This is a genomic window from Sphaerisporangium corydalis (genome assembly GCF_025506355.1).
Taxonomy (GTDB): Bacteria; Actinomycetota; Actinomycetes; order Streptosporangiales; family Streptosporangiaceae; genus Sphaerisporangium; species Sphaerisporangium corydalis.
In genome coordinates this window covers 142635-166622 of the sequence record NZ_JANZYP010000002.1, presented here as the reverse complement: position 1 = coordinate 166622, position 23988 = coordinate 142635, and the positions used below count along the sequence as shown (strand labels likewise).

Genomic DNA, 23988 nt, shown 5'->3' with positions numbered 1-23988 from the left:
GTGTCTACATGTAGAGTTTTTTAGTAGCAGGTGACGGAATGGATACGAAGGGTGGTCTTTCATGTCCCAGACCCGAAGAGATTTTCTGAGAATGTCGGGGGGAGCAGGCTTACTGGTCGGTGCCGCGGCGTGGGGGGCGGTCGGCTGCCAGCCGAACGCCGATCCAGAGAACGGCAGCGTGTTCGGCAGTGACGCGAAATCTCCCAAGATGTTCGCCGTCCCCTTGCCGATCCCGCCGGTCCTGAAGCCGTCGAGGTCCGATGGGTCCACCGATTACTACGACATCGTGCAGAAGGTGGCGAAGGCCGAGATCCTTCCCGGCCTGGCCACCACGGTGTGGGCGTACAACGGGATCTTCCCAGGTCCCACGATCGACAGCCGCAGTGGGCGGCGCATCGTGGTGCGGCACCGCAACGAGCTGCCGGTGCCCACCACGACGCACCTGCACGGCGGCCACACCCCGTCCGACAGCGACGGCTACCCGCTCGACCTGGTGACGCCCGTGGGCGGCGGCCAGAACGGCACCAGCCACGGCACGCACCGCGGCATGACGCCCGTCCGCGTCAGCGACGGCGCCAAGGACTACACCTACCCCCAGGACCAGCGGGCGGCCACGCTCTGGTACCACGACCACCGGATGGACTTCACCGGCCCCTCGGTCTACCGGGGCCTGGCCGGCTTTCACATCCTGCGCGACGACGAGGAGGACTCGCTCCCGCTGCCCAAGGGGGAGTACGAGGTCCCGCTCATGATCGCCGACCGGTCGTTCTCGGAGAACGGCGAGTTCCTCTACCCGGCCGCCGACCCCACCGGCGCCAAGCCCGGCCTCAAGGAGGGGTACGACGTCGGGGTGCTCGGCGACGTCATCCTGGTCAACGGCGCCCCGTGGCCGATCCTGGAGGTGGCGGCGGTGCGCTACCGCTTCCGCCTGCTCAACGCCTCCAACGCGCGGCGCTACCGCCTGACCTTCGACCAGAAGGGCGCCATCCCGTTCGTCCAGATCGGCAGCGATGGAGGACTGCTCAAGGCGCCGCTGAGGCGCACGTCGGTGACGGTGGCGCCGGCCGAGAGGTATGACGTGGTGGTGGACTTCTCGAAGTACCGTCCAGGCACCGAGATCACCATGCTCAACGGGCTGGGTGACGACTCAACCGCACAGGTCATGAAATTTCGGGTTACGCGAAAAGCCACCGACGACAGCACCATTCCGGCTCGTTTGTCCCAATACGAGACCCTCGACCCGGGCAAGGCCGTCAAGACCCGCGACTTCGCCTTCGAACGCGGCGACGAGCACAGCTGGACAATTAACGGCGAAACGTACGAACCCGGTAAGAACTTCGCGACACCTCGCATAGGTGACGTGGAGATCTGGAATCTCGACATCGACGGTGCGAACCATCCGGTGCACCTGCACCTCGACCAATTCCAGGTCCTGGGCGACGACGAGCGCAAGGCCGATGCCGGTCTGAAAGACACGGTCGGACTGACGGCCGGCCAGAAGACCCGGATAATCGTCAAGTTCACCGGTTACGAAGGCCGCTACATGCTCCACTGTCACAACCTGGAGCACGAGGACATGGGGATGATGGCGGACTATGAGGTCTCGAGCTAGGAGGCCCGGATCAATGGGAGCGCTCCACGGTGGTGTCCGGCTCCTGTGGCTGGACGGGCCGCCCGCGTCCTTGGACACCCCACTCGGAGTGGCTGCCACCCGAATGCGGAGTCTCGTCGAGGAGTGGAACGGACCGGCGGGCTTCTGTGTCGTCGTGCCGCCGGAGAGGATGCCGCCCGGAGGTGAGCTGGGCCCGCTCGGCCTCATCGCCTACGGCGCCTATGACGAGTTCGGCCAGAACGAGGCCGATCCCTCGGTGGACGTGCGCCTGTGCGTCGCCGGTGTCGACTCCGTGCCCCCTCCTCTCACCTTTCGCAACATCCGCGGCGCAGAAGCCGTCGAGAGCGCGGCCCTGGAGATCCTCGCCAGGGCGGCGAGACAGGATGTCGGGCACGGCGTCCTGCTCGTCGCCCAGAGTTTCGTCCCGGCGCGGGTGTCGGCCGTCGTGACCACCCCCGATCCCTGCACGGTCCAGGTGAGGGCCTGCTGGGGTCTCGGCGAGGACTTGCTCGCCGGGGGTGTGAGCGCTGACAACTTCGTTCTGCGGCGTTCTGACCTGGCCCTTCAGATTGTGGAACGTGCCGTAAAACCCTGGCGGGACGTCCCCGCCGAGGTGGGGGTGTCGCGGGTGTCCACGGCATTCCATCTGCGCAACGTGCTCTGTCTCAGTGGTGATCAGGTGCGGGACCTCGCCACGCGCGGCCTGCGCGTGATGGAACAGATGAACAGGGAGGTCCCCGTCGAGTTCTCGCTGACGTTGCTGGGGCCCAGGCTGACCGGCACGGGCGGCTACGCCTGACCCGGTCCTCCTCCCTTCGAGCGGTCTTCGAGCAGAGGTAAAGCCCTACCGGCACATACTCCTGCCATGACCGGCAACACGATCAACCGGCGGCCCGCACGCATGGGTGCGGCGCTGGCCGCCATGAGCATCGGCACCCTCATGCTCGCCGGTGCCCCGTACCGAGCCGACGCCGCCACCCAACCGGACCCGGCGTCGGTCGTCGTCTCCGGGGCGACCCCGTTCGCCGCCTGTGCGGACGCATCGCGGGTGCCCAACACCGAGTTCGAGCCCTGGCTCGCGACCCGGCCCCACGACCCCCGGCGCCTGGCCGTCGGCTGGCAGCAGGACCGCTCGACCACGGGAGCCGCCCGTGGCGGGATCGTGGTGGCGACCAGCCGCGACGCGGGGCGGACCTGGGCGGGCTCCCCGCTCCCCGGGCTCACCAAGTGCTCCGGCGGGACCTTCACCAGCACGAGCAACCCCGCGGTGGCCTACGCCACGGACGGGCGCCTGTTCGCCGTGGCCATGGCCATGTCGTTCGGCAACGTGACCGCCGTCCTCGCCTACCGTTCGGATGACGACGGGAGCACCTGGACCGGACCGGCCGCGCTCACCCAGGACCCCAGTCCCGCCTACTTCAACGACCGCCCGTCGGTGACCACCGACCCGCGCTCCCCCTCCCGCGCCTACGTGGTGTGGAACAGGGCGCGGGCGGAGGACAACCAGCACCAGCTCATGTTCAGCCGCACGCTCGACGGCGGTGTCACCTGGGAGCCGGCCCGACCGATCTACGAGCCCGCCGACGCGGGCGCGGGGACGGTCGGCAACCAGATCGTGGTCGAGCCCAACGGGGACCTCGTCGAGCTGTTCTACGAGGGCGACTTCCCGGTCGCCGGTCCGCCGACCCCGGCCCTGGCCTCGCGGATCAGGTCCGTCCGCTCCACCGACGGCGGTACCACCTGGTCGGCGCCGGTCACCGTCACCACGACCGTGGTGAACGACCCCCTGCTCCCCGACGTGACCAGCCCGGTCAGCGCGCGTGGCCTGATCCCCGACATCGCGGTGGATCGGCGCACCGGAGCGCTGTACGCGGTCTGGGGCGACGGGAGCCTGGCGACCAGCCGCAGCTCCATCGGGCTGTCGGCCTCCTTCGACGGCGGCCGGCACTGGACGCGGCCCATCCGGGTGGACAAGTCCCCGCAAAGCCCTCCAGGCGGCGCGGGCCAGGCCTTCCTCCCCCAGGTCGACGTGGACGATGATGGCAACGTCGCCGTCACCTACCACGACTTCCGCAACAACACCCCCGACCCGGGCGCGCCCACCGACGTGTGGATGGTGACCTGCAGGAGCCTGCTCTGCGCCGGACTGCCCGGCCTGTGGCGGGAACGCCACCTGGCGGGGCCGTTCGACATCGAGAAGGCGGCCACCTGGTCGGGAGCCCCCTTCCTCGGCACCTCCGTCGGGCTCGGGCACACCAGGGCGGGCTTCTACGCGGCCCTCGTCCTGACCAACGACACACCTGACAACCCACAGGACATCCATGTCGTACGGGCACCGTCGCCCTGACGGCCACATCAACGAGAGGAACGAACATGTTCGCGGAAATGATGGCGGGTGCCGGGGCACGAATCGTGCGGCGTTACCCCCCCGATGGGGCTTCCTACTGGTCGCAGCGCTTCTGGGACCGCGACACGCTGGAGCGCGTGCCGGTCTTCGGTGACCAGCTCCAGCTCGTCAAGAAGGACATCGCGGCGCTGATGACCTCGCACGCCCAGAACGTCGGCACGGTCCTCGAGTTCGGCTGTGGCACCGGTGAGTTCACCGCGATGGCCGCCGAGCTGACCCCGGCCACCGAGATCACCGCCCTCGACATCTCGCCCCAGGCGATCGAGATCGCCGGCAAGCGGGTGAAGCACCCCGCGCTCAAGCTGAAGTGCGGCGACTTCTGGGCCGACCACGGGCTCGGCGAGGCCGACATGGTGATGTGCGTCGACGCCATCCACCACCTCGGCAACGTCCGCCAGGTGCTGCGGCGGCTGAAGTCCTTCATGGCGCCCGGCGCGATCCTGGTCGGGAACCTGTGGACGATCGACCACTTCCACGAGGAGCAGCGCCACAAGCACGGCAGTATCCGGCACTTCATCAACTGCGCCCGGTTCTTCGGCGGCGCGCTGATGCTGCGCGCCACCGGCGGCCGCGTGCGTCCCGCCTCCTACCGCAGCCACCTGCTGGGGACCAAGGAGGTCGAGCCGCTGCTGCTCCAGGAGTTCGGTGAGGTCATCGAGGTCACCAAGGCCCGCTATTTCGTGAGTTTCGTCGTCAAGGCCTGACGGCCGCCGAAGGGCAGGAGGATCCAAGTGCGCATCCTGGTCACCGGCGGTGCCGGTTTCATCGGAAGACAGGTCGTGGCGGCCTTTCTCGCCCAGGGTCACGAGGTCCGTGTGATCGACGCCGCGCTGGAGGACGCGCACGGCCCGACCCGGCCGGAGGCTCCGGAGGGCGCGGAGACCATCTGGGCGGACCTGCGTGACGAGGGGGCGGCGGAGCGCGCCGTCACGGGCGTGGACCTGGTGTGCCACCAGGCCGCGCTCCCCGGCCGCGGACGGGAGATCTTCGACGCGGCCAAGTACGTCGGGTGCAACGACCTCGGCACGGCGGCGCTGCTGGCCGCCATGGCGCGGAAGGGCCCCAAGCGCCTGGTCCTCGCGAGCTCGGTGGTGGTGTACGGCGAGGGCCGGTACTCCTGCGCCGAGCACGGCGAGGTCACCCCGGTGCCGCGCCGCGAGGAGGACCTCCGGGAGGGGCGGTTCGACCCGCCGTGCCCGGACTGCGGCCGGCCGCTCACCGCGGTGCCCGTGTACGAGGACGCCGAGGCGGAGCCGCGGAACATCTACGCGGTCACCAAGCTCGCCCAGGAGTACCTGTGCAGGATCTGGGCGCACGAGGTGGGCGGCAGGTGCGCCGCGCTGCGCTACCACAGCGTGTACGGGCCCGACATCTCCTACGGGAGCGCCTATTCGGGGACGGTGGCGGCCTTCCGCTCCGCCCTCGACCGGGGTGAGGCGCCCAACGTGTACGAGGACGGCACCCAGTTGCGCGACTACGTCCACGTCAGCGACGTGGCGGCGGCGAACGTCGCCGCCGCGGCGTGGGAGGGGGACGGGTTCCGCGCTTTCAACGTGGCGAGCGGGGACCCCCGGCCCCTGATCGACATGGCGCGCGTGCTGTCCTCGGCCGCGGGCGGCGGCGAGCCGTACATCAGCGGCGTCTTCAGGCTGGGGGACATCCGGCACATCGCCGCGTCCCCCGACCGCCTGATGGGCGAGCTGGGCTGGCGCCCGACGATGAGCTTCGAGGCCGGCTTCAAGGAGTTCGCCACGGCGCGCCTGCGCGATGTGACGCCCCGGGGCGGGGCCGGTGCCGAGGTGATCGAATGACCGGCGCCATCGTCGCCGACGGTCTGGTCAAGACGTACGGGAAGGTCCGGGCGCTGGACGGGTTCGACCTGGACGTGCCGGAGGGCAGCGTGCTCGCGCTGCTCGGCCCGAACGGCGCGGGGAAGAGCACCGCGGTGCGCGTGCTCACCACGCTGCTGCGCCCCGACGCCGGGCGGGCGACGATCATGGGCGTCGACGTGACGCGCGACGCCCCCGCCGTCCGGCGGATGATCGGGGTCACCGGGCAGCAGACCTCGGTCGACGACCAGCTCACCGGCCGGGAGAACCTCCAGATGTTCGGCCGGCTGTCCCGGCTGCCGCGGAAGGCTGCCAAGGTGAGGGCCGAGGAGCTCATCGAGCGCTTCGCCCTCACCGACGTGGCCTCCCGCCGCACCAGGACCTACTCCGGCGGCCTGCGCAGGCGGCTCGACCTCGCCGCCTGCCTGCTGTCCCGGCCGCCGGTCGTCTTCCTGGACGAGCCGACCACGGGCCTGGACCCGCGGAGCCGGCTCGGGCTGTGGGAGACCGTCTCCGAGCTGGCCAGGGAGGGCCGCACGATCCTGCTCACGACCCAGTACCTGGAGGAGGCCGACAACCTGGCCGACACCGTCGTCCTGGTCGACCAGGGCAGGGTCGTCGCCAAGGGGACGCCCGGCGAGCTGAAGTCCCTGGCCGGCGGCGGATCGCTGGAGATCGTGGTGGCCTCCGCCGACATGCTGGAGAAGACCGAGCGGATCGTCGAGGCCGTGGTCAAGGGCGCGCCCGTCGTCAACGTGCGCGCCCTGCGGGTGACCGCCCCGGTCACCGACGACACCGAGCTGCTCGGCGAGGTGCTGCAGTCGCTGGGCGCGGCCGGCGTCCGGCTGGAGGACTTCACGTTGCGAAGGCCGACGCTCGACGAGGTGTTCCTCGCGCTCACCGGAGAGCCGGAGAAGGACGGTGTGCGATGACCGAGGCAGTCGCGAGCGTGGGATGGGCCGTCAGTGACGTGCTCGTCCTCACCCGCAGGCACCTGCTGCAGGTGCTGCGCGAGCCGCAGGCCCTGTTCTGGACGATGGTCCAGCCCATCACCAACGTGCTGCTGTTCGTGTACGTGATCGGCGGTATCGTGGCGCTCCCCGACGGGGGCAGCTACCGGGACTACCTGATGGCGGGGGTGTTCACCCAGACCGTCGTCTTCAGCGCGGCGTCCACCGCGATCGGCCTGGCCGAGGACCTCCAGCGGGGCATCATCGACCGGTTCCGGGTGCTTCCCCTGGCCCGGGCGGCGGTGCTGCTGGGCCGTACGGTGTCGGACCTGGTGCGCAACACGGCACTGCTGGGCGTCATGATGGGCGTCGCGCTGGTCGTCGGGTGGCGTGCGCCGAACGGGGTCGGCGGCGTGCTCGCCGGCGCCCTGCTCATCGAGGTCTTCGCCTACGCGGTGGGGTGGCTCGGCGTGATGATCGGGCTGTCGGTGCCCAACGCGCAGACGGCCACCGCGGCGGGCCTGACCTGGGTCTTCCCGCTCATGTTCGTGTCCAGTTCCTATGTTCCGCTGCCGAGCCTCCCCGACTGGCTGCGGCCGGTCGCGGAGTGGAACCCCCTGACCGCCGTGGTGAGCGGCGCACGGGAGCTGTTCGGCACCTCTGCGGGAGTCGGCGCGTGGAAGTCGGCCTCCCTACCGCTGGCCCACCCCACCGTGACGGCGGTGGTGTGGGCCATCGTGATCATCGCGGTGTCGGTGCCAGTGGCCGGGCGGAAGTTCGCGCGGCTGAGCCGCTCCTGAGGCGCGCCGCGATCTCGTGGCCGTGGGCGACGGTGAACCGGATGATCTCGCAGACCCGGATCACTTCAAGGTCGCTCACGGCCGTTCCCGTGGGCAGGCCGAGCACGCGCCGCGAGACGGCCTCGGTGTGCGGCAGCCGGGGGGAGCCGGGGTAGGTGTCCATCATGTGGCAGCCGGGCGCGAAGTAGGACCGGCAGTTGACGTTCTCGGTGGTGAGGATCGCGCGCAGGGTGTCGCGGCTCACTCCGGTGATCCGCTCGTCGATCTCCATGACGACGTACTGGTGGTTGTTGCCCCGCTCGAACGGCAGGACCCGGACCCCGGGGACGCCGGCCAGCTCGCTCAGGTAACGCCCGTGGTTGGCGAGGTTCCTGGCGACGACCTCCGGCATGGCGTCCAGCGAGGTCAGCCCCATCGCGGCCGAGGCCTCCGACATCTTGGCGTTGGTGCCCAGGTGTGACACCTGGTCCTCGCCGGTCTGCCCGAAGCTGCGCATGGCGCGCGCGGTGGCCGCCAGCCCGTCGTCGTCGGTGAGCAGCGCGCCGCCCTCGAAGGCGTTGACGAACTTGGTGGCGTGGAAGCTGAAGACCGTGGCGTCCCCCAGCGTGGCGAGCGGCCTGCCGTTCCACCGGGTGGCGACCGCGTGCGCGGCGTCGTACAGCAGCGGCAGCCCGTACCGGGCGGCGATCTGGGGCAGCGAGGTCGGCGCGCAGGGCTGGCCCCACAGGTGGACGCCCAGGATCCCGGTGGTGGCCGGGGTGATGAGGGACTCCACGTGCGTGGGGTCCATCAGGTGGGTGCGCGGGTCGATGTCGCAGAAGACCGGCTTGATGCCGATCCACGACAGCGCGTGCGGGGTCGCGACGAAGGTGAAGGACGGCATGATCACCTCGCCGGTCATGCCCATGGCGCGTGCCCCGATCTGCAGGGCGAGCGTGGCGTTGCACATGGCGACGCAGTGCCGGGTGCCCGACAGGCCGGCGACCCGCTCCTCGAACTCCCGCACGAGCGGGCCCTGGTTGGTCAGCCACCGCCGGTCGAGCGCCTGCTCGAGCCGGTCGAAGAGCAGCTTGCGGTCGCCGATGTTGGGCCTTCCGACGTACAGGGACTCGGTGAAGGCCGGCGGTCCTCCGTAGATGGCCAGGTCAGCAAGAGTCTGTTTCATGCCGTCAGGGTGACAACGTCGCCTCGAAGGCGGCTCGAAGAACGTCCGGCCGCCGGTGTCGAGCGGTGGACGAGCGCTGCTCTAGCCGCCGGTGCGATGGTGGCGGCTCCGAGAACGACCGATGGGCAGGGCCCCGCCCGGGGCTCCCGGCCCGGATGAGGTGGTGGAGATGCCGGACGCGAGGGCACTGTCGGTCCTGCTCGGCCCGGAGCTGGACTTCGAGGGCGGGGACCGTATCGAGCGGCTCGTGGAGGGGTGGGCGCGGGCACGGCCGGACGCCCCCGCCGTGCGGTCGAAGGGCCGGGACCTCAGCTACGCCGGCCTGGTGGCCCAGGCGGACCGCGCCGCCGCGACGCTCACGGCGCTGGGGATCGAGGGGTCGCAGGTCGTGGCCGTGCGCACGACGCGCAGCCCCGAGATGATCGCCGGGCTGCTCGGCGTGCTGAAGCTGCGGGGGATCTACACCGCCATCCCCATGGACTGGCCGCACGCGCGGGTCGAGGACGTGCTGGCCCGCACGGGCGCGCGCGTCCTGGTGGCCGACGAGGCGGGGCCGCCGGTCGCGGGCGTCCCGGTGGTCGGGCTCGGCGAGCTGCTGGACGGCTCGGCGACGGCCAGGCGCGGCGAGGTGACGCTGGGCCCGCCAGGAGCGCCCGTCTCCGACGACGCGTGCTGCGTGTTCTTCACCTCCGGCAGCACTGGGACGCCCAAGTGCGTGCTGTCCCCCCACCGCGGCACGATCCGGGTCGCCAAGGAGCGGCTGATCGGCTTCGGGGACCACACCGTCATGCTCCAGTCCGCGTCGGTGGCCTGGGACGGGTTCGGCTTCGAGGTGTGGTGCCCGCTGGTCAACGGCGGCACCACCGTCCTGCGCGAGAGCGAGCACTTCGGGTACGACGACGTCCGCTCGGCCGTCGCCCAGGGCGTCAACACCGTGTTCCTCACCCCGACGCTGTTCAACGCGACCGTGGACGACGACCTCGGCGCGCTGTCGGGGATCGGCGCGGTGCTGCTCGGCGGGGAGAAGGCGTCCGCCAAGCACATCGCCACGGCCATCAGGAAGCTGCCCGGCCTGCGGGTGCTCAACCTGTACGGGCCGGTCGAGGCCACGATGTGCCCGACGGGGTACGCGGCCACCGGCGAGGAGGAGGACGAGGTCCCGATCGGCGCGCCGGTCGCGGCCACCGGCGTCTACCTGCTCGACGACGACGGGCGGGTCGTCCCTTGGGGCGAGACCGGTGAGATCGCCGTCTCGGGCGCGGGCCTAGCCCTGTGCTACCTGAACGACGAGCGGGAGACCGCGCGCCGCTTCCCGGTGCTGCCGCTCGGCGAGGACGGCGGCGACGTCCGGGTCTACCTCACCGGCGACCTCGGCGTGATCGCCGCGGACGGCATGATCCGGTACCGGGGGCGCAAGGACCGCCAGCTCAAGGTGCGCGGCGTGCGCGTCGACCCCGGCGAGGTCGAGCAGGCCGTCTGCGCGATCGAGGGGGTGGGGAGCGCCGTCGTGGTGCCGCTGCCCGTCGGCGGGCCGGCGGTGGAGTCCCTGGCGGCCTTCTACACCGCCGCCGAGGGACGCCCCGAGGAGTCGGCGGTGCACGCTGAGGTGGCGGCGCGGTTCCCCGCGGCGTTCGTCCCCAACGTCATCCGCCGCGTCGCCGCGCTGCCCGTGACGGCCATCGGGAAGATCGACCACGAGGCGCTGGCCCGCCTGCTCGACGGGCCGGCGGCCGAGCCCGCCGAGACCTACGAGGGCACCTTGGGCGTCGTGATCGGGCACGTGCGCGAGCTGCTCGGCCGGCCGGTGGGGCCCGAGGACGACATCTTCCAGCAGGGCGCCACCTCGATCGTCGCGATCCAGCTCGCCAACCGGGTCGGCAAGGAGCGCGGCGTGGAGCTGCCGGTCGCGGTGTTCCTGCGCGGCCGTACCCCCGCCAGGATGGCCGAGGCCCTGGACGCCCCGGCCTTCCTGGCGGCCACCTCCTCCTGAGATGACAGGACGTACGAAAGGCCCGGCCGCGCGGCCGGGCCTTTCGTCGCGTCCCTCGCTCAGAGCCGGGCGAGCAGGTCCGGGGTGTACAGGTCGCGGATGGAGCAGGCGCCGGCGACCGTCGAGAAGTACCGTTCGACGTCGGCCGGGTCCGCGGAGATGGCCCGCATCATCGCCAGCTTCTCCTCGGTCACCTTGAGCCTGGCCACGATCAGGGTGCTCTCGTAGATCTCCGCGAGCCGCTGGTCGCGGTCGTCGCCGTACCCCCGCAGCGCGCGCGACAGCGCCGCGTCGTCGGCGGGGTCGACCCCCTCCAGGTGGGCGGCGAGCAGCTCCGCCTGCAGGAACGCGTCGCTGATCCCGCGCGCGGTGATCGAGTCCTTGTGGTGGCCGGCGTCGCCCACCAGCGCCCAGCCGGGGCCGTGCGCGCGGCGGAAGAAGTTCTGCTGGTCGCCCGTGCCGTAGATGCGCTCGACCCGGCGTCCCGCGCGCAGCCGCTCGTACATGCTGGGCGCGGTCTCCCGGATGTTCGCCAGGTACGCGCCCTCCACGTCGGCGCGGACCGTCTCGAACTCGTCCTGCGGGAAGTAGGCGGCCACGCACGTCGCGCCGTCGTTGGTGGGGGCGGCGCCCACCCACCGGCCCGGCGCCTCGTAGAGCTCGAAGACCGACGGGACGTCGGACCAGTAGGTGTAGTAGACGCAGGTGAGCCGGGGGTCCTCGATCACGATCTCCGCGCCCGCCAGGCGCGCCACCGTGGAGCGCATGCCGTCCGCCCCGACGACCAGCGAGGCCCGCTCCTCGTACTGGGTGCCGTCGGAGGTCCGCCAGCGCACCCCGCACACGCGGTCGCCGTCGTACAGCAGCCCGGTGACGGTGCAGCCCTCGCGCAGCTCGGCGCCCGAGGCCGCCGCGCCCTCGGCGAGGATGGCGTCCAGGACGTGGCGCCGGGGGGCGTACCCCTCGGCGTACCCGTCGACGGGGGCCGAGGTGCCCACCAGGCGGACGTCGCCGACCTGGTACACCGTCTCGTGGAGCGGCGGGCAGCCGGACGCGGCCACCGCGTCCAGCAGTCCCCACCGGGCCAGGCGGGACACGCCCGGCTGGTGGAGGTAGTGGGTGGACAGGGTGTCACGCGGAAATCTCGCCCGCTCCAGGAGAAGCACCCGGTAGCCGGCGCGGGCGAGGAGCATTGCGGTGGGGGAGCCCGCGCAGCGTGCCCCCACCACGATCACGTCGTACATGTTCGTCCTCCTGAGCGTCGTGCGCCGACGGTCGCAGCACCGGCTCGAAGGTCGCTTGACATCCGCTACGTACCAGCGCGATTCGAGCGGAGTTCAAGGCCCGCCACCGAGTCTCGGCACATGAGACTCCAGGACGTCCACATCGCAGGCGCGGGGATGTACCTCCCGCCGCCGCTCACGGTCGAGGAGGCGATCAGGTCCGGGCAGTGCGACGAGGCGGTGCGCACCGAGACCAGCGTGACCGCCGTCCGCGTGGCGGGCTCGGTGTCCGCCCCCGAACTGGCCGCCCGCGCGTCGGCCGAGGCGCTGCGGCGTTCCGGGCACGCCGCCGAAGAGATCGACGCGTTCTTCTACTCCAACGCCTGGCACCAGGGGCCCGACGGCTGGTCCCCCCAGTACTTCGTGCTGCGCGAGGCGCTCGGCACCGACGTCCCGGCGTTCGAGGTCAGGCAGGGCTGCAACGGCGTGTTCGCCGCCATGGACCTCGCGGCCTGCTACCTCAACGCCTCGCCTGAGCGCGGCGCGGCGCTCATCGCCGCCGCCGACAACTGGGGCACTCCCCTGGTCGACCGCTGGCGCTCGGCCCCGGGCAGCGCGCTCGGGGACGGGGCGACCGCCCTGGTGGTGTCAAAGCGGCCCGGGTTCGCCGAGGTGCTGTCGCTCAACCTGGGGTCGGTGACCGAGCTGGAGGAGGTCGACCGCTTCGGCGAGGACCTGTTCCCGCCGGCGTGCACGGTCGGCAAGGTCATGGACCACCGCACGCGGTCCCGCCGGTACCTGGAGAGCTTCGAGACCCGGATGCCCCCCATCGTCACCCTCACGCCCGCGGCCACCGTCAAGGCGGTCGAGCGGACGCTGGAGGAGGCCGGGGTGGGCGCCGCCGACGTCACCAGGGTCTGCCACGTCAACGTCTCCGAGGCCTACCTCAGGCGGTTCGTGTTCGCGCCCCTCGGCCTGTCGGCCGACATCGGCACCTTCGCGTTCGGCCAGGGCAACGGGCACATGGCGGCCAACGACGTCTTCTCCTCCTTCGTCCACGTGGTCGAGACCGGCCAGGTGCGCGCGGGGGACAACGTGCTGCTGTTCGGCACCGCCCCCGGGCAGTCGATCGCCGCCGCGCTGGTCCGGATCACCGGCGAGCCCGGCTGGGAGATCCCGGCCGAGGGCCGCTGACCGTCCGAACCGACCCCCCTGGGAAGTGAGCCCTGTGCGCGTCCTGTTCGTATCATCCTGGCCGACCCACTACTTTCCGATGGTGCCGCTGGCCTGGGCGCTGCGCTCCCACGGCCACGAGGTCCGGGTCGCGGTGCCTCCCGCGCACGTCCAGACCGTCGCCCGCTCCGGCCAGCTTCCTGTGCCGGTCGGGCACGACGTCGACATCACCGAGCTGTTCAAGCGCGACGTGCAACCGCTGATCGGGAACCCCGACCCGCAGGTGCGCAAGCGGCGCACCCTGGCCGCCATCGGCATCTTCGCCGAGGTCGCCGAGGCCATGTCGGGGGAGGCGGTGGCGTTCGCGCGCTCCTGGTCGCCCGACATGGTGGTCTACGAGCCCACCGCGTTCACCGGGCCGCTCATCGCCGGCGTCCTCGGCGTCCCCGCGGTCCGCCACCTGTGGGGACCGGACGGCACGAACGCCGGCCCGGCGCGCGGCGGCAGGATCGAGGTGCCCGCGCTGCGCCGCCTGGCCGAGCGGTACGGCCTTTCCGACATCGACTCGACCGGCGACTACAGCGTCGACCCGTGCCCGCCGAGCATGCAGGCCCCGGTGGAGCTGGAGCGGATCCCGATGCGGTACGTCCCCTACAACGGGGCCGCGTCGGTTCCGCGCGACCTGCTGGAGCCCACCGGCCGTACGCGCGTCTGCGTCACGTGGGGGGTGTCCACCGCCGCGCTCGCGGGCCCGGAGGCGTTCCTCGCCCCCCGGGTGGTCGGCGCGCTCGCCGAGCTGGACGCCGAGATCGTGGTGGCGGTCAACGCCGCGACGCGCGAGCTGATCGGCGAGCCGGGCGGCAACGTGCGGGTGGTCGAGTCGGTGCCCCTGCACCTGCTGCTGCCGACCTGCTCGGCCCTGGTCCACCAGGGCGGCGGCGGGTCCATGCTCACCGCGGTGGCGAGCGGCGTGCCGCAGCTCGTCATCCCCCAGCTTCCCGACCAGCGGTTCAGCGCCGCACAGCTGGCGGGCACCGGAGCGGGACGCCGGCTCGCCGGCGAGGACGCCGAGCCGGACACCATACGGGCCGAGATGCGGGCGCTGCTCGACGACCCGGCCCACCGCGAGGCGGCCGCCCGGCTGGAGCGGGAGAACCGCGACCGGCCGAGCCCGCTTCAGGTCGCCAGGCGGCTGGAGGAGATCTCAAGCCGGGCTGTAGCCGGGCATCGCAGCATGGCGGTGCCCACCGACGAAGGAGGAACTCGATGAGCAGGACATTGATCGTGGCCCGGCTGGACCCGGGACCCGCCGAGGCGATCGCGGAGATCTTCGCGGAGTCCGACGCGACCGAACTGCCCCACATGGTGGGGGTCTCCCGCCGCACCCTGTTCCGCTTCCACGACCTGTACTTCCACCTGGTCGAGGCGGACGACGAGATCACGCCCAACCTGTACCGCGCCCGCAGCCACCCGCTCTACAAGGACATCAACGAGCGGCTGGCCAAGCACGTGCGGCCCTACGACCCGAACTGGAAAGAGCCGAAGGACGCCATGGCGACGCCCTTCTACACCTGGGCCAAGGACGCGGCCCGCCTGTGAGCGGCCGAGCGGACCAAAAGGAGACGAACATGCCTGACAAGGTGGTCCGCGACCCGGTCGCGGCCGAAGACGTTGCCCCGAACCGGCGCAGGGGCGGGGACATCCGCATCCTGCTCAGCCCGAAGACGGCCGACTCGACGTCCGGCTTCATGGGCGTGCTGACGCTGAAGGCCGGCGAGTACGTCAGCGAGCACTACCACCCGTACTCGGAGGAGTTCCTGTACGTGCAGAGCGGCACCCTGGCCATGACGGTCGAGGGCGCCGTGATCGACCTGGTCGCCGGGCAGGCGTTCATGGTGCCGAAGAACGCGCGGCACCGGCTGGTCAACACCGGGACGGAGACGGCGTTCGTCGTCTTCCAGCTCGGCCCGCTGGCACCCCGTCCCGAGCTCGGCCACGTCGACACCGAGCCGCTGCCCGCGGCCGACGAGCCGATCGCGGCGGTCGGGGCGCCCGCCGGGAAGGGCGACGGTTGATGGACACGCGCAGGGTCGTCATCACCGGCGTCGGGGTCGTGGCGCCGGGCGGCATCGGCACCAAGGCATTCTGGGAGCTGCTGACCAGCGGGAAGACCGCCACCCGGAGCATCTCCCTGTTCGACGCGACGGGGTTCCGGTCCAGGGTGGCGGCCGAGTGCGACTTCGACCCGGCCCGCGAGGGGCTTTCGCCCCAGGAGATCCGCAGGATGGACCGGGCCGCGCAGTTCGCCGTGGTCTGCACCAGGGACGCCCTGGCCGACAGTGGCCTGACCAGGGATGACCTGCCGGCCAACCGCACCGGGGTCAGCCTCGGCAGCGCGGTGGGCTGCACGATGGGCCTGGAGGAGGAGTACGTCGTCCTGAGCGACGGCGGGCGCAACTGGCTCGTCGACTCCACCTACGGGGTGCCCCACCTCTACGGCTACATGGTGCCGAGCACCCTGGCCGTGGAGACGGCCTGGGCCTGCGGCGCGGAGGGGCCGGTGGCGCTCATCTCCACCGGCTGCACCTCCGGCCTGGACTCGGTGGGGTACGGCGCACAGCTCATCCACGAGGGATCGGCCGACGTGATGATCGCGGGCGCGACCGACGCGCCCATCTCGCCCATCACCTCGGCCTGTTTCGACGCCATCCGCGCGACCACCCCGCAGAACGACGACCCCGAGCACGCGTCGCGGCCGTTCGACCGTGACCGCAAGGGGTTCGTGCTCGGCGAGGGGTCGGCGGTGTTCGTCCTGGAGGAGCTGGGACGGGCGCGTGCCCGGGGCGCCCACATCTACGCGGAGGTCACCGGGTTCGCCACGCGGAGCAACGCCTTCCACATGACGGGCCTCAAGCCCGACGGCCGCGAGATGGCCGAGGCCATCAGGGTCGCCATGGAGAGGGCGCGCATCCGGCCCGAGGACATCGACTACATCAACGCGCACGGTTCCGGGACCAAGCAGAACGACCGGCACGAGACCGCGGCGTTCAAGGCGAGCCTCGGGCACCGCGCCTACGAGGTGCCGGTGAGCTCCATCAAGTCGATGGTCGGGCACTCGCTCGGCGCGATCGGCTCGATCGAGATCGCCGCCTCGATCCTGGCGATCGAGCGGGGCGTCGTCCCTCCGACGGCCAACCTCGACACCCCCGACCCCGAGTGCGACCTGGACTACGTGCCGCACACCGCCCGCGAGCAGCGGGTCCGTACGGTGCTGACGGTCGGGAGCGGGTTCGGCGGATTCCAGACGGCGATGCTGCTGTCGAGTCTCGACAGGCTAGCGGCATGACCGCGGTGATCACCGGTCTCGGCGTCGTGGCCCCGACCGGCATCGGGATCGAGGAGCACTGGTCGTCGGTGCTGGCGGGCGACACCGCCATCAAGCCGATCAGCAGGTTCGACGCGTCGTCCTACCCGGTGCGGCTGGCCGGCGAGGTCCGGGAGTTCGACGCGGCCGAGCGGGTGCCCAGCCTGCTGGTCCCGCAGACCGACCACTGGACCCACATGGGTTTCCTGACCGCCGAGATGGCCCTCGCTGACGCGAGGATCGACCCCGCGGAGGTGCCCGAGTACGACATGGCGGTGGTGACCGCCGCGTCGTCGGGCGGCACCGAGTTCGGCCAGCGGGAGATCCAGAAGCTCTGGTCCAAGGGGTCGAGGACGGTCGGCGCGTACCAGTCGATCGCCTGGTTCTACGCGGCCAGCACCGGCCAGATCTCCATCAGGCACGGCATGCGCGGGCCGTGCGGCGTCATCGCCAACGAGCAGGCGGGCGGGCTGGACGCCGTCGCGCAGGCGCGCCGGATGCTGCGCAACGGCGCCAAGGTCGTGGTCAGCGGGGGCACCGACGCCTCCCTGTGCCCCTACGGCCTGACGGCGCAGCTCAGCACCGGCCTGCTCAGCCGCGACTCCGACCCCGCCCGGGCGTTCCGTCCGTTCAGCGAGGACGCGTGCGGCTACCTGCCGGGCGAGGGCGGTTCCAAGCTGATCGTGGAGGACGCCGAGCACGCCGCCTCCCGAGGGGCGGGCACGCCGTACGGCGAGGTGGCGGGTTACGCCGCGACCTTCGACCCGCCTCCCGGTTCAGGGCGCCCCCCGACGTTGCGGGGCGCCATCGAGAACGCGCTCGCGGACGCGGGGATCACCCCCGCCGACGTGGACGTGGTGTTCGCCGACGCCATGGGAGAGGCCGGTGCCGACCGCGACGAGGCGGAGGCGATCAGCGCGGTGTTCGGGCCCGAGGGCGTGCCCGTCGCGGCGCCCAAGGTGCTGACCGGCCGGATGTACGCCGGCGGCGCGCCGCTGGACATCGTCACGGCCCTGCTGACCATCCGCGACGGAGTGGTCCCGGCCCTGCCAGAGGACTGGGAGATCCACCCCGGCTACCGCATCGACCTGGTGCGAGGCGCGCCCCGGCGGATGCCGGTGCGTACCGCCCTCGTCCTGGCCCGCGGTTACGGCGGATTCAACGCGGCGCTCGTCCTGCGCGCCTGCGGCACATGACCGGAGCACGAAGATCCTCCAGGAGGAACGATGGCCGACCTCGGCCTTGAAGAACTGAAGAAGATCATGCGCACGTGCGGCGTCGCCGAGTCGGTCGACCTCGACGGCGACATCATCGACACCCCGTTCGAGCTGCTCGGCTACGACTCGCTCGCCGTCCTGGAGATCCAGGGCCAGCTCGAGCAGAGCCACGCCGTCCTGATGTCCGACGACGCCCTGGAGCAGACGAAGACGCCGCGCCAGATGCTCGACTTCGTCAACAACCTGATCATGGCGGGAGCCTAGGCATGGCCGCACACACCGAGAACGAGATCACCATCTCGGCGCCGCTGACCGTGGTGTGGGAGCTGACCAACGACGTCGCCTCCTGGCCCAACCTGTTCAGCGAGTACGCCTCCGCCGAGATCCTCAGCCGGGAGGGGAACACGGTCCGCTTCCGGCTGACCCTGCACCCCGACGCCGACGGCAACGCGTGGGACTGGGTGTCGGAGCGCACCGTCGACCCGGTGACGCGCACTGTGCGCGCCCACCGCGTCGAGACCGGCTGGTTCGAGTACATGAACATCGCCTGGAGCTACAAGGAGACCGCGGACGGCGTGCTGATGCGCTGGGTGCAGGACTTCCACATGAAGCCGGAGTCGCCGCTCGACGACGACGCCATGGCGAAGCGGATCAACGGCAACAGCAAGGTCCAGCTCGAACTCATCAAGGAGCGGGTCGAAAAGGCCGCGGCCGACCTTCAGGAGACACGATGACCCTCACATTCGCCGGCAAGAACGCTCTGGTCACCGGGGGCACCCGGGGCATCGGGCGCTCGATCGTCCTCGCGCTCGCGCGGGCCGGCGCCAACGTCGTCACCAACTACCGCAGCCAGGACGACGCGGCCGAGAGCCTCGCCGTCGAGCTGAAGGAGACCGCCGGCACCCACCACATCCTCAAGGCCGACATCGGCACCGCCGCGGCGGTCACCGAGCTGGTCGGCGAGGTCAAGGACCGCCTGGGTTCCCTGGACATCGTCGTGCACAACGCGGGCGTCATCACGCACGTCCCGTTCGAGCGGCTGTCGGACGAGGGCTGGGGCGAGGTGGTCGACTCCAACCTCACCGCCGCCTACCGGATCACCCAGCAGGCGCTCCCCCTGCTCGGGGCCGACGCCTCGATCATCTACATCGGCTCCAAGGTGGCCAACGTCGGCGTGCCGATGCGCGCCCACTACACCGCCGCCAAGGCCGGCCTGGTCGGGCTCGCCCGGTCGCTGTCCAAGGAGCTCGGCCCCAAGGGGATCCGGGTCAACGTCGTGGCCCCCGGCATCATCGACACCAGCGACCCCGACCGGCTGTCGCCTGAGGACTACGCCGCCATGCAGGGACGCCTGGCGGACTACCGCAAGCGCATCCCCGTCGGCCGGCTCGGCCGAGGCGACGACATCGCGCGCGCCGTGCTGTTCCTGGCGGGCGACGGCGCCTCCTTCATCACCGGGGAGACCCTCAACGTGGACGGGGGTATGTGACATGTCCGAAGGAGCGTTCCGGGTGATGCTGCGCATGCAGATCAACCCGGGCATGGAGCAGGGCTTCGAGAAGACCTGGCTCGGCATCGGCGACGTCATCACCGGCCACCCCGCCAACATCGGGCAGTGGCTGATGAAAAGCGCCGAGGAGGAGGGTATCTACTACATCGTCAGCGACTGGGTCGACGAGCCGCTGTTCCGGCAGTTCGAGACCAGTGACGAGCACCTAGAGCACCGCAAGAAGCTGCACCCGTACCGCTCCGGCGGGTCGATGACCACGATGACCGTGGTCGCGCACCTCACCGGGCGGGCCGTGGAGGTGGCGGCGGGGTGAGCGTCGACACACCGGACGGCGCGGTCGCCACGCGCCGTCCCGGCCCCGGGCCCGACGACCCGGCGCACCCGGTCCGGGTCGTCGTGTGGTACCGCGCGCCCGAGGGCGACGACGCCTCGGTCACCGCCGCCTACCACCGCATCAGCGAGGCGCTGGCCGGGACCCCCGGCCTCACCGGCAACGAGCTGCTGCGCTCGGTGACCAACAAGGCCGCCTTCGCCGTCATGAGCCATTGGGAGAGTTTCGAGGTCTTCGACCGGTGGGAGCGCGGACCGTCCCACCAGGAGGCCACCGCTCCCCTGATGCCCTACCTGGACCGGGCTCCGAACCGGCATTTCGAGTTGTACGAGGTAACGGCCGCTTACTGAGCGGCCGACCGGCATCCGCTACAGGAGCGACTATGAGCCTGGGCACCGACCAACAACTAATCGACACCGACTGGCTGATCTGCTCGGGATGCCGCTCGCTCGTGTACCGCAGGCGGTTCGCGGACGAGCTGTGCGTCTGCCCGGCATGCGGCCACCACGACCGGCTCTCGGCCACCGAACGGCTCACCCTGCTCCTGGACGAGGGCTCCTGCTCCCTGCTTCCGGCCGGGACGGGCACCGTCTTCGACCCGCTGGAGTTCGTCGACTCCCGGCCCTACGTCGACCGCCTGCGTGAGGCGCGCGAGACCACGGACCTGGACGAGGCCGTGGTGTGCGCGCGGGGGACCATCAAGGGCCAGCCCGTGGTGGCCGCCGTCATGGACTTCCGCTTCCTCGGCGGGAGCCTCGGCGCGGCCACCGGCGAGCTGATCACGCGGGCGGCAGAGGAGGCCCTCGCGGAACGCGTGCCGCTGCTCCTGGTCACGGCCTCGGGCGGCGCCCGCATGCAGGAAGGCCTGTTCTCGCTGATGCAGATGGCGAAGACCAGCCAGGCGCTGGCCGAGCTGGACGAGGCGGGCATCCTCACCCTCACGCTCATCACCGACCCGACCTACGGCGGCGTCGCCGCGTCGTTCACGACGCTCACCGACATCATGATCGCCGAGCCGGGCGCGCGGATGGGCTTCGCGGGCCGCAGGGTGATCGAGCAGACGATCGGGCAGACGCTTCCCGCCGACTTCCAGACGGCAGAGTTCCTGCTCGCCCACGGGCTGATCGACGTCATCCAGGCGCGACGGCAGCAGCGGGCGACGCTCGGCCGGCTGCTGTCGCTGGGCGGGCCGCGTCCGCCCGACCTGCCGGCCGTGGAGGGCGCCGTCATCCGCGACGTCGCGGAACTGCGCTCCCGGGAGGCCTGGACGGTCGTCCAGCTCGCCCGTGAGCTGGACCGTCCCACCACGCTGGACTACGCCGGGTACATGCTGGACGGCTTCATCGAGCTGCACGGCGACCGCATGTCGGCCGACTGCCCGGCGATCGTCGGCGGCATCGGCTGGCTCGACGGGGTCCCGGTCATGCTGATCGGGCACCAGAAGGGCCACGGCACGCACGAGCTGATCGCGCGCAACTTCGGCAGGGCCACACCCGAGGGACACCGCAAGGTGGCCCGGCTGATGCGCACCGCGGCCAAGCTCGGCATGCCGATCGTGACGCTCATCGACACCCAGGGTGCCGAGCCCGGCCTCGCGGCCGAGGAGCACGGGCAGGCCATCGCCATCGCCGAGAACCTGCGGCTGATGTCGGGCCTTCCCGTGCCCGTCGTCGCCGTGGTGATCGGGGAGGGCGGCAGCGGCGGCGCCCTCGCCCTCGGCATCGCCGACCGCGTCCTCGCCTGCGAGAACGCGGTCTACTCCGTCATCAGCCCGGAGGGGTGCGCCGCGATCCTGTGGCGCAGCGCCGCCGAGGGCCCGCGCGCCGCCGCGGCGCTGCGGGTCGACGCCCGCGAACTGCTCCGCATGGGGTTCGTCGACGGGGTGGTGCCCGAGCCGGAGGGCGGGGCACACACCGAGCCCGCGCGGGCCGCCGCGCACCTGCGCGCGGCGATCACGTCGTCGCTCGCCGAGCTCCTGCCGGTGGACGGCGCTCAGCTCGTCCGCGACCGGCGGGCGCGTTTCCGCCGTCACGGCGCACAGGCATGTCCCTGAGCTGGAGGTTGCTGTGTTCTCCTCGATTCTCATCGCCAACCGGGGCGAGATCGCCCTGCGCGTGGCCCGTACGTGTCGCGAGCTGGGGATCCGGACGGTCGTGGCGCACTCGACCGCGGACCGTGACTCAGCGGCCGTCGCCTTCGCCGACGAGGCGATCCAGATCGGCCCCGCGCCGGCGAAGGCGAGCTACTTGAGCATCCCGGCGGTGATCGAGGCGGCGCTGGCCACCGGGGTGGAGGCCATCCACCCCGGTTACGGCTTCCTGTCCGAGGACCGCTACTTCGCCGAGGTCTGCGAGACCGCCGGGCTGACCTTCATCGGCCCGCCCGCCGACGTCATCGGGCGCCTCGGCGACAAGGCGCAGGCCCGTACGATCATGGCCCAGCACGGACTGCCGGTGCTCCCCGGCAGTCCCGAGACCGTGGACTCCGCCGCCGAGGCGAAGGCGCTCGCCGACGAGATCGGCTACCCCGTCATCATCAAGGCGGCGGCGGGCGGCGGCGGGCGCGGCATGGGCATCGCCCGGCACGGCGGCGACTTCCTGCGCGTGTACGGGGAGACCCGGGCGCACGCGCAGGCGACGTTCGGCGACGGGCGGGTGTACATCGAGCGTTTCTGCGAGACGGCCCGGCACGTCGAGATTCAGGTCCTGTGCGACCAGTACGGCAACGCCGTGCATCTCGGTGAGCGGGACTGCTCGGTGCAGCGCCGCCACCAGAAGCTGCTGGAGGAGTCACCCGCTCCGGGGTTGCCGCCCGAGCTCACCGCGAGGATGGGCGAGGCCGCGGTGCGCGGCGCGCTGGCGACCGGCTACGTCGGCGCCGGCACGTTCGAGTTCATCGTGGACCAGGACGGCGCGTTCCACTTCATGGAGATCAACTGCCGGCTCCAGGTCGAGCACCCGGTCACCGAGATGGTGACCGGGATCGACCTCGTCCGGGAGCAGATCGCCATCGCCGCCGGCCGGCCCATGCGGCTGCGCCAGGAGGACGTGACGCGCACCGGGGCGTCGGTGGAGTGCCGGATCAACACCGAGGACCCCACCCGCAACTTCGCGCCGACCCCGGGGACGCTGACGGAGTTCGTCGTCCCCGGCGGCCCGTTCACGCGGGTGGACACCCATGGCCGTCCCGGCTGGAAGGTCGGCCCCGACTACGACTCGCTGCTCGCGAAGGTGATCGTGTGGGCGCCCGACCGCGAGCAGGCACTGGCCCGGATGGACCGTGCCCTTTCTGAGATGCGGGTCGAGGGCGCGCGGGTGCGCACCAACGGCGCGTTCCTCCGCGAGGTCATCGCCCATCCGCTTTTCAAGGACGGCAAGCACACGACGTCCCTCGTCGACCAGATGCTGTCCGAAGCCGTACCGGTCAAGGACCGGCCGAACGACCGAACCTAGGAGTGAAGCATGATTCCATCCCTTCGCGGGAGCCTGCGGACGGCCGCCGGGCTCGCCGCGCTCCTCCTGGCGGCGGTCCCCGCGACCGCCGCCGGGGCCGACGCCGCCGCCACCACCATGGCGGCGGCGCACGTCACTCACGCGCCTCCCGTCCTGAACATCACGATCACGCCGCAGGGGTTCACCGTCCCCGGGCCGAACCCGCGCCCGAGCGGCCTGACCACGTTCCGCGTGGAGACCGCGGAGACCACGGGCATGTGGCTGGCGCTGATCCGCCCCAAGGCGGACGCGACGTGGGAGCAGGTGGTCAAGTCGTTCGACGACCTGGCTTCGCCGGACGCCCAGGTCCGCCTCCAGGGCCTGCGCGACCAGTACCGCTACACCGACTTCGCGGGCGGGGTCTCCGTCTTCGCCGGCCGGCCCGTGACGTTCACCGAGAAGCTGGACCCGGGCAGGTACTACCTCGTGGGGACCTCCATGCAGGGCGGCGCGCACCTGGAGACGCTGGACGTCACCGACGAGCGCGCTCCTGCGGTGCCGCCGAGGATCGACGGCATCATCTACGTGACCGAGGTGGCGGGCCGTCCGCGCCTGATCCTGCCGCCGCGGCTGCCCGCGACCGGCACCTTCCTGGTGCGCAACGACTCCTCGCTCCCGCAGGAGTTCATCTTCGTGCGCGTGCCGTCCGACGCGACCTACCAGACCGTGCAGGCGTACTTCGACGCCGTGCGTGGTAACACAGCGTTACCGCCCAACCCCCTCCTGGAGACGACCGCCGGCATGCTGGCCATCTCCCCGGGACGTACCGCGCTCATCCACGCCGACTTCACGCCCGGCAGGTACAGCATCCTGTCCTTCCTGATGGAACCGGAGAACGGGATCAAGCAGGCATATCTCGGCCTTCACCGCGAGTTCACGTTTTCGGCAAGCTGAATGGATGGTTTCGGTCTTCTGACCGAAACCGC

At 71.4% G+C, this 23988-nt stretch carries 24 protein-coding genes; 22 read left to right on the top strand and 2 right to left on the bottom strand.

All coding sequences use genetic code 11. The features are described from left to right. Positions 1-61 precede the first annotated feature (61 nt). The 7 genes from NYZ98_RS02330 (at position 62) to NYZ98_RS02300 (ending at position 7598) form a co-directional block, all read left to right on the top strand. Positions 62-1612 carry a multicopper oxidase family protein gene (locus tag NYZ98_RS02330; protein WP_262840757.1) on the top strand — a complete coding sequence of 517 codons (1551 nt, stop codon included), beginning with the start codon at positions 62-64 and terminating at the stop codon, positions 1610-1612. A gap of 103 nt (positions 1613-1715) precedes the next feature. Next, complete coding sequence (locus NYZ98_RS02325; RefSeq protein WP_262840756.1) at positions 1716-2411, top strand: PEP/pyruvate-binding domain-containing protein; 696 nt, start codon at positions 1716-1718, stop codon at positions 2409-2411. Between the two features lie 66 nt (positions 2412-2477). Beyond that, entirely contained in the window at positions 2478-3959 is a 1482-nt protein-coding gene (locus NYZ98_RS02320) for a sialidase family protein (RefSeq protein WP_262840755.1), read from the top strand. A 26-nt stretch (positions 3960-3985) separates the two neighbouring features. Continuing rightward, on the top strand, positions 3986-4723 hold the full coding sequence (locus tag NYZ98_RS02315) for a class I SAM-dependent methyltransferase (RefSeq protein WP_262840754.1): 738 nt from the start codon (positions 3986-3988) through the stop codon (positions 4721-4723). Positions 4724-4750: 27 nt separating this feature from the next. Next, positions 4751-5830 (top strand): NAD-dependent epimerase/dehydratase family protein, encoded by a 1080-nt coding sequence (locus NYZ98_RS02310; protein ID WP_262840753.1) that lies wholly within the window; start codon positions 4751-4753, stop codon positions 5828-5830. Continuing rightward, positions 5827-6780 carry an ATP-binding cassette domain-containing protein gene (locus tag NYZ98_RS02305; protein ID WP_262840752.1) on the top strand — a complete coding sequence of 318 codons (954 nt, stop codon included), beginning with the start codon at positions 5827-5829 and terminating at the stop codon, positions 6778-6780. Before NYZ98_RS02310 ends, NYZ98_RS02305 begins: the two co-directional genes overlap by 4 nt. Then, positions 6777-7598, top strand: a complete 822-nt coding sequence (locus NYZ98_RS02300; protein WP_262840751.1) for an ABC transporter permease — start codon at positions 6777-6779, stop codon at positions 7596-7598. Before NYZ98_RS02305 ends, NYZ98_RS02300 begins: the two co-directional genes overlap by 4 nt. Here the strand turns inward: NYZ98_RS02300 and NYZ98_RS02295 are convergent. Beyond that, positions 7540-8763, bottom strand: a complete 1224-nt coding sequence (locus NYZ98_RS02295; protein ID WP_262840750.1) for a DegT/DnrJ/EryC1/StrS family aminotransferase — start codon at positions 8761-8763, stop codon at positions 7540-7542. The two genes, NYZ98_RS02300 and NYZ98_RS02295, sit on opposite strands and share 59 nt — an antisense overlap. Before the next feature lie 169 nt (positions 8764-8932). Here NYZ98_RS02295 and NYZ98_RS02290 point away from each other — a divergent pair, with 169 nt between their 5' ends. Further along, on the top strand, positions 8933-10753 hold the full coding sequence (locus tag NYZ98_RS02290; RefSeq protein WP_262840749.1) for an AMP-binding protein: 1821 nt from the start codon (positions 8933-8935) through the stop codon (positions 10751-10753). A gap of 59 nt (positions 10754-10812) precedes the next feature. Here the strand turns inward: NYZ98_RS02290 and NYZ98_RS02285 are convergent, their stop codons facing one another. Next, positions 10813-11997 carry an FAD-dependent oxidoreductase gene (locus NYZ98_RS02285; RefSeq protein ID WP_262840748.1) on the bottom strand — a complete coding sequence of 395 codons (1185 nt, stop codon included), beginning with the start codon at positions 11995-11997 and terminating at the stop codon, positions 10813-10815. A 120-nt stretch (positions 11998-12117) separates the two neighbouring features. Here NYZ98_RS02285 and NYZ98_RS02280 point away from each other — a divergent pair, with 120 nt between their 5' ends. From NYZ98_RS02280 to NYZ98_RS02215, 14 genes are all read left to right on the top strand, one after another. Then, positions 12118-13170: a ketoacyl-ACP synthase III family protein gene (locus NYZ98_RS02280; RefSeq protein ID WP_262840747.1), complete on the top strand. Its 1053-nt coding sequence runs from the start codon at positions 12118-12120 to the stop codon at positions 13168-13170. Between the two features lie 82 nt (positions 13171-13252). Continuing rightward, positions 13253-14419 carry a nucleotide disphospho-sugar-binding domain-containing protein gene (locus tag NYZ98_RS02275; protein WP_262840746.1) on the top strand — a complete coding sequence of 389 codons (1167 nt, stop codon included), beginning with the start codon at positions 13253-13255 and terminating at the stop codon, positions 14417-14419. After that, the gene (locus NYZ98_RS02270) at positions 14416-14748 is read left to right on the top strand and encodes a TcmI family type II polyketide cyclase (protein ID WP_262840745.1); all 333 of its coding nucleotides are present in this window, start codon (positions 14416-14418) and stop codon (positions 14746-14748) included. Before NYZ98_RS02275 ends, NYZ98_RS02270 begins: the two co-directional genes overlap by 4 nt. A 29-nt stretch (positions 14749-14777) precedes the next feature. Then, entirely contained in the window at positions 14778-15224 is a 447-nt protein-coding gene (locus tag NYZ98_RS02265) for a cupin domain-containing protein (protein ID WP_262840744.1), read from the top strand. Beyond that, the gene (locus tag NYZ98_RS02260; protein WP_262840743.1) at positions 15224-16495 is read left to right on the top strand and encodes a beta-ketoacyl-[acyl-carrier-protein] synthase family protein; all 1272 of its coding nucleotides are present in this window, start codon (positions 15224-15226) and stop codon (positions 16493-16495) included. Before NYZ98_RS02265 ends, NYZ98_RS02260 begins: the two co-directional genes overlap by 1 nt. Continuing rightward, entirely contained in the window at positions 16492-17709 is a 1218-nt protein-coding gene (locus NYZ98_RS02255; RefSeq protein ID WP_262840742.1) for a ketosynthase chain-length factor, read from the top strand. The genes NYZ98_RS02260 and NYZ98_RS02255 overlap by 4 nt, the downstream gene beginning before the upstream one ends. Positions 17710-17739: 30 nt before the next feature. Beyond that, complete coding sequence (locus tag NYZ98_RS02250) at positions 17740-17994, top strand: acyl carrier protein (RefSeq protein WP_262840741.1); 255 nt, start codon at positions 17740-17742, stop codon at positions 17992-17994. Positions 17995-17996: 2 nt separating this feature from the next. Further along, entirely contained in the window at positions 17997-18464 is a 468-nt protein-coding gene (locus tag NYZ98_RS02245) for an SRPBCC family protein (RefSeq protein ID WP_262840740.1), read from the top strand. Continuing rightward, complete coding sequence (locus tag NYZ98_RS02240; RefSeq protein ID WP_262840739.1) at positions 18461-19219, top strand: SDR family NAD(P)-dependent oxidoreductase; 759 nt, start codon at positions 18461-18463, stop codon at positions 19217-19219. The genes NYZ98_RS02245 and NYZ98_RS02240 overlap by 4 nt, the downstream gene beginning before the upstream one ends. A 1-nt stretch (position 19220) precedes the next feature. Further along, positions 19221-19553, top strand: a complete 333-nt coding sequence (locus NYZ98_RS02235; RefSeq protein ID WP_262840738.1) for an antibiotic biosynthesis monooxygenase family protein — start codon at positions 19221-19223, stop codon at positions 19551-19553. Beyond that, the gene (locus NYZ98_RS02230; protein WP_262840737.1) at positions 19550-19921 is read left to right on the top strand and encodes an antibiotic biosynthesis monooxygenase family protein; all 372 of its coding nucleotides are present in this window, start codon (positions 19550-19552) and stop codon (positions 19919-19921) included. The genes NYZ98_RS02235 and NYZ98_RS02230 overlap by 4 nt, the downstream gene beginning before the upstream one ends. A 32-nt stretch (positions 19922-19953) precedes the next feature. Further along, positions 19954-21624: an acetyl-CoA carboxylase carboxyl transferase subunit alpha gene (gene accA / locus NYZ98_RS02225; protein WP_262840736.1), complete on the top strand. Its 1671-nt coding sequence runs from the start codon at positions 19954-19956 to the stop codon at positions 21622-21624. A 13-nt stretch (positions 21625-21637) separates the two neighbouring features. Beyond that, on the top strand, positions 21638-23023 hold the full coding sequence (locus NYZ98_RS02220; RefSeq protein ID WP_262840735.1) for an acetyl-CoA carboxylase biotin carboxylase subunit: 1386 nt from the start codon (positions 21638-21640) through the stop codon (positions 23021-23023). Between the two features lie 9 nt (positions 23024-23032). Then, the gene (locus tag NYZ98_RS02215; RefSeq protein WP_262840734.1) at positions 23033-23956 is read left to right on the top strand and encodes a hypothetical protein; all 924 of its coding nucleotides are present in this window, start codon (positions 23033-23035) and stop codon (positions 23954-23956) included. Positions 23957-23988 lie beyond the last annotated feature (32 nt).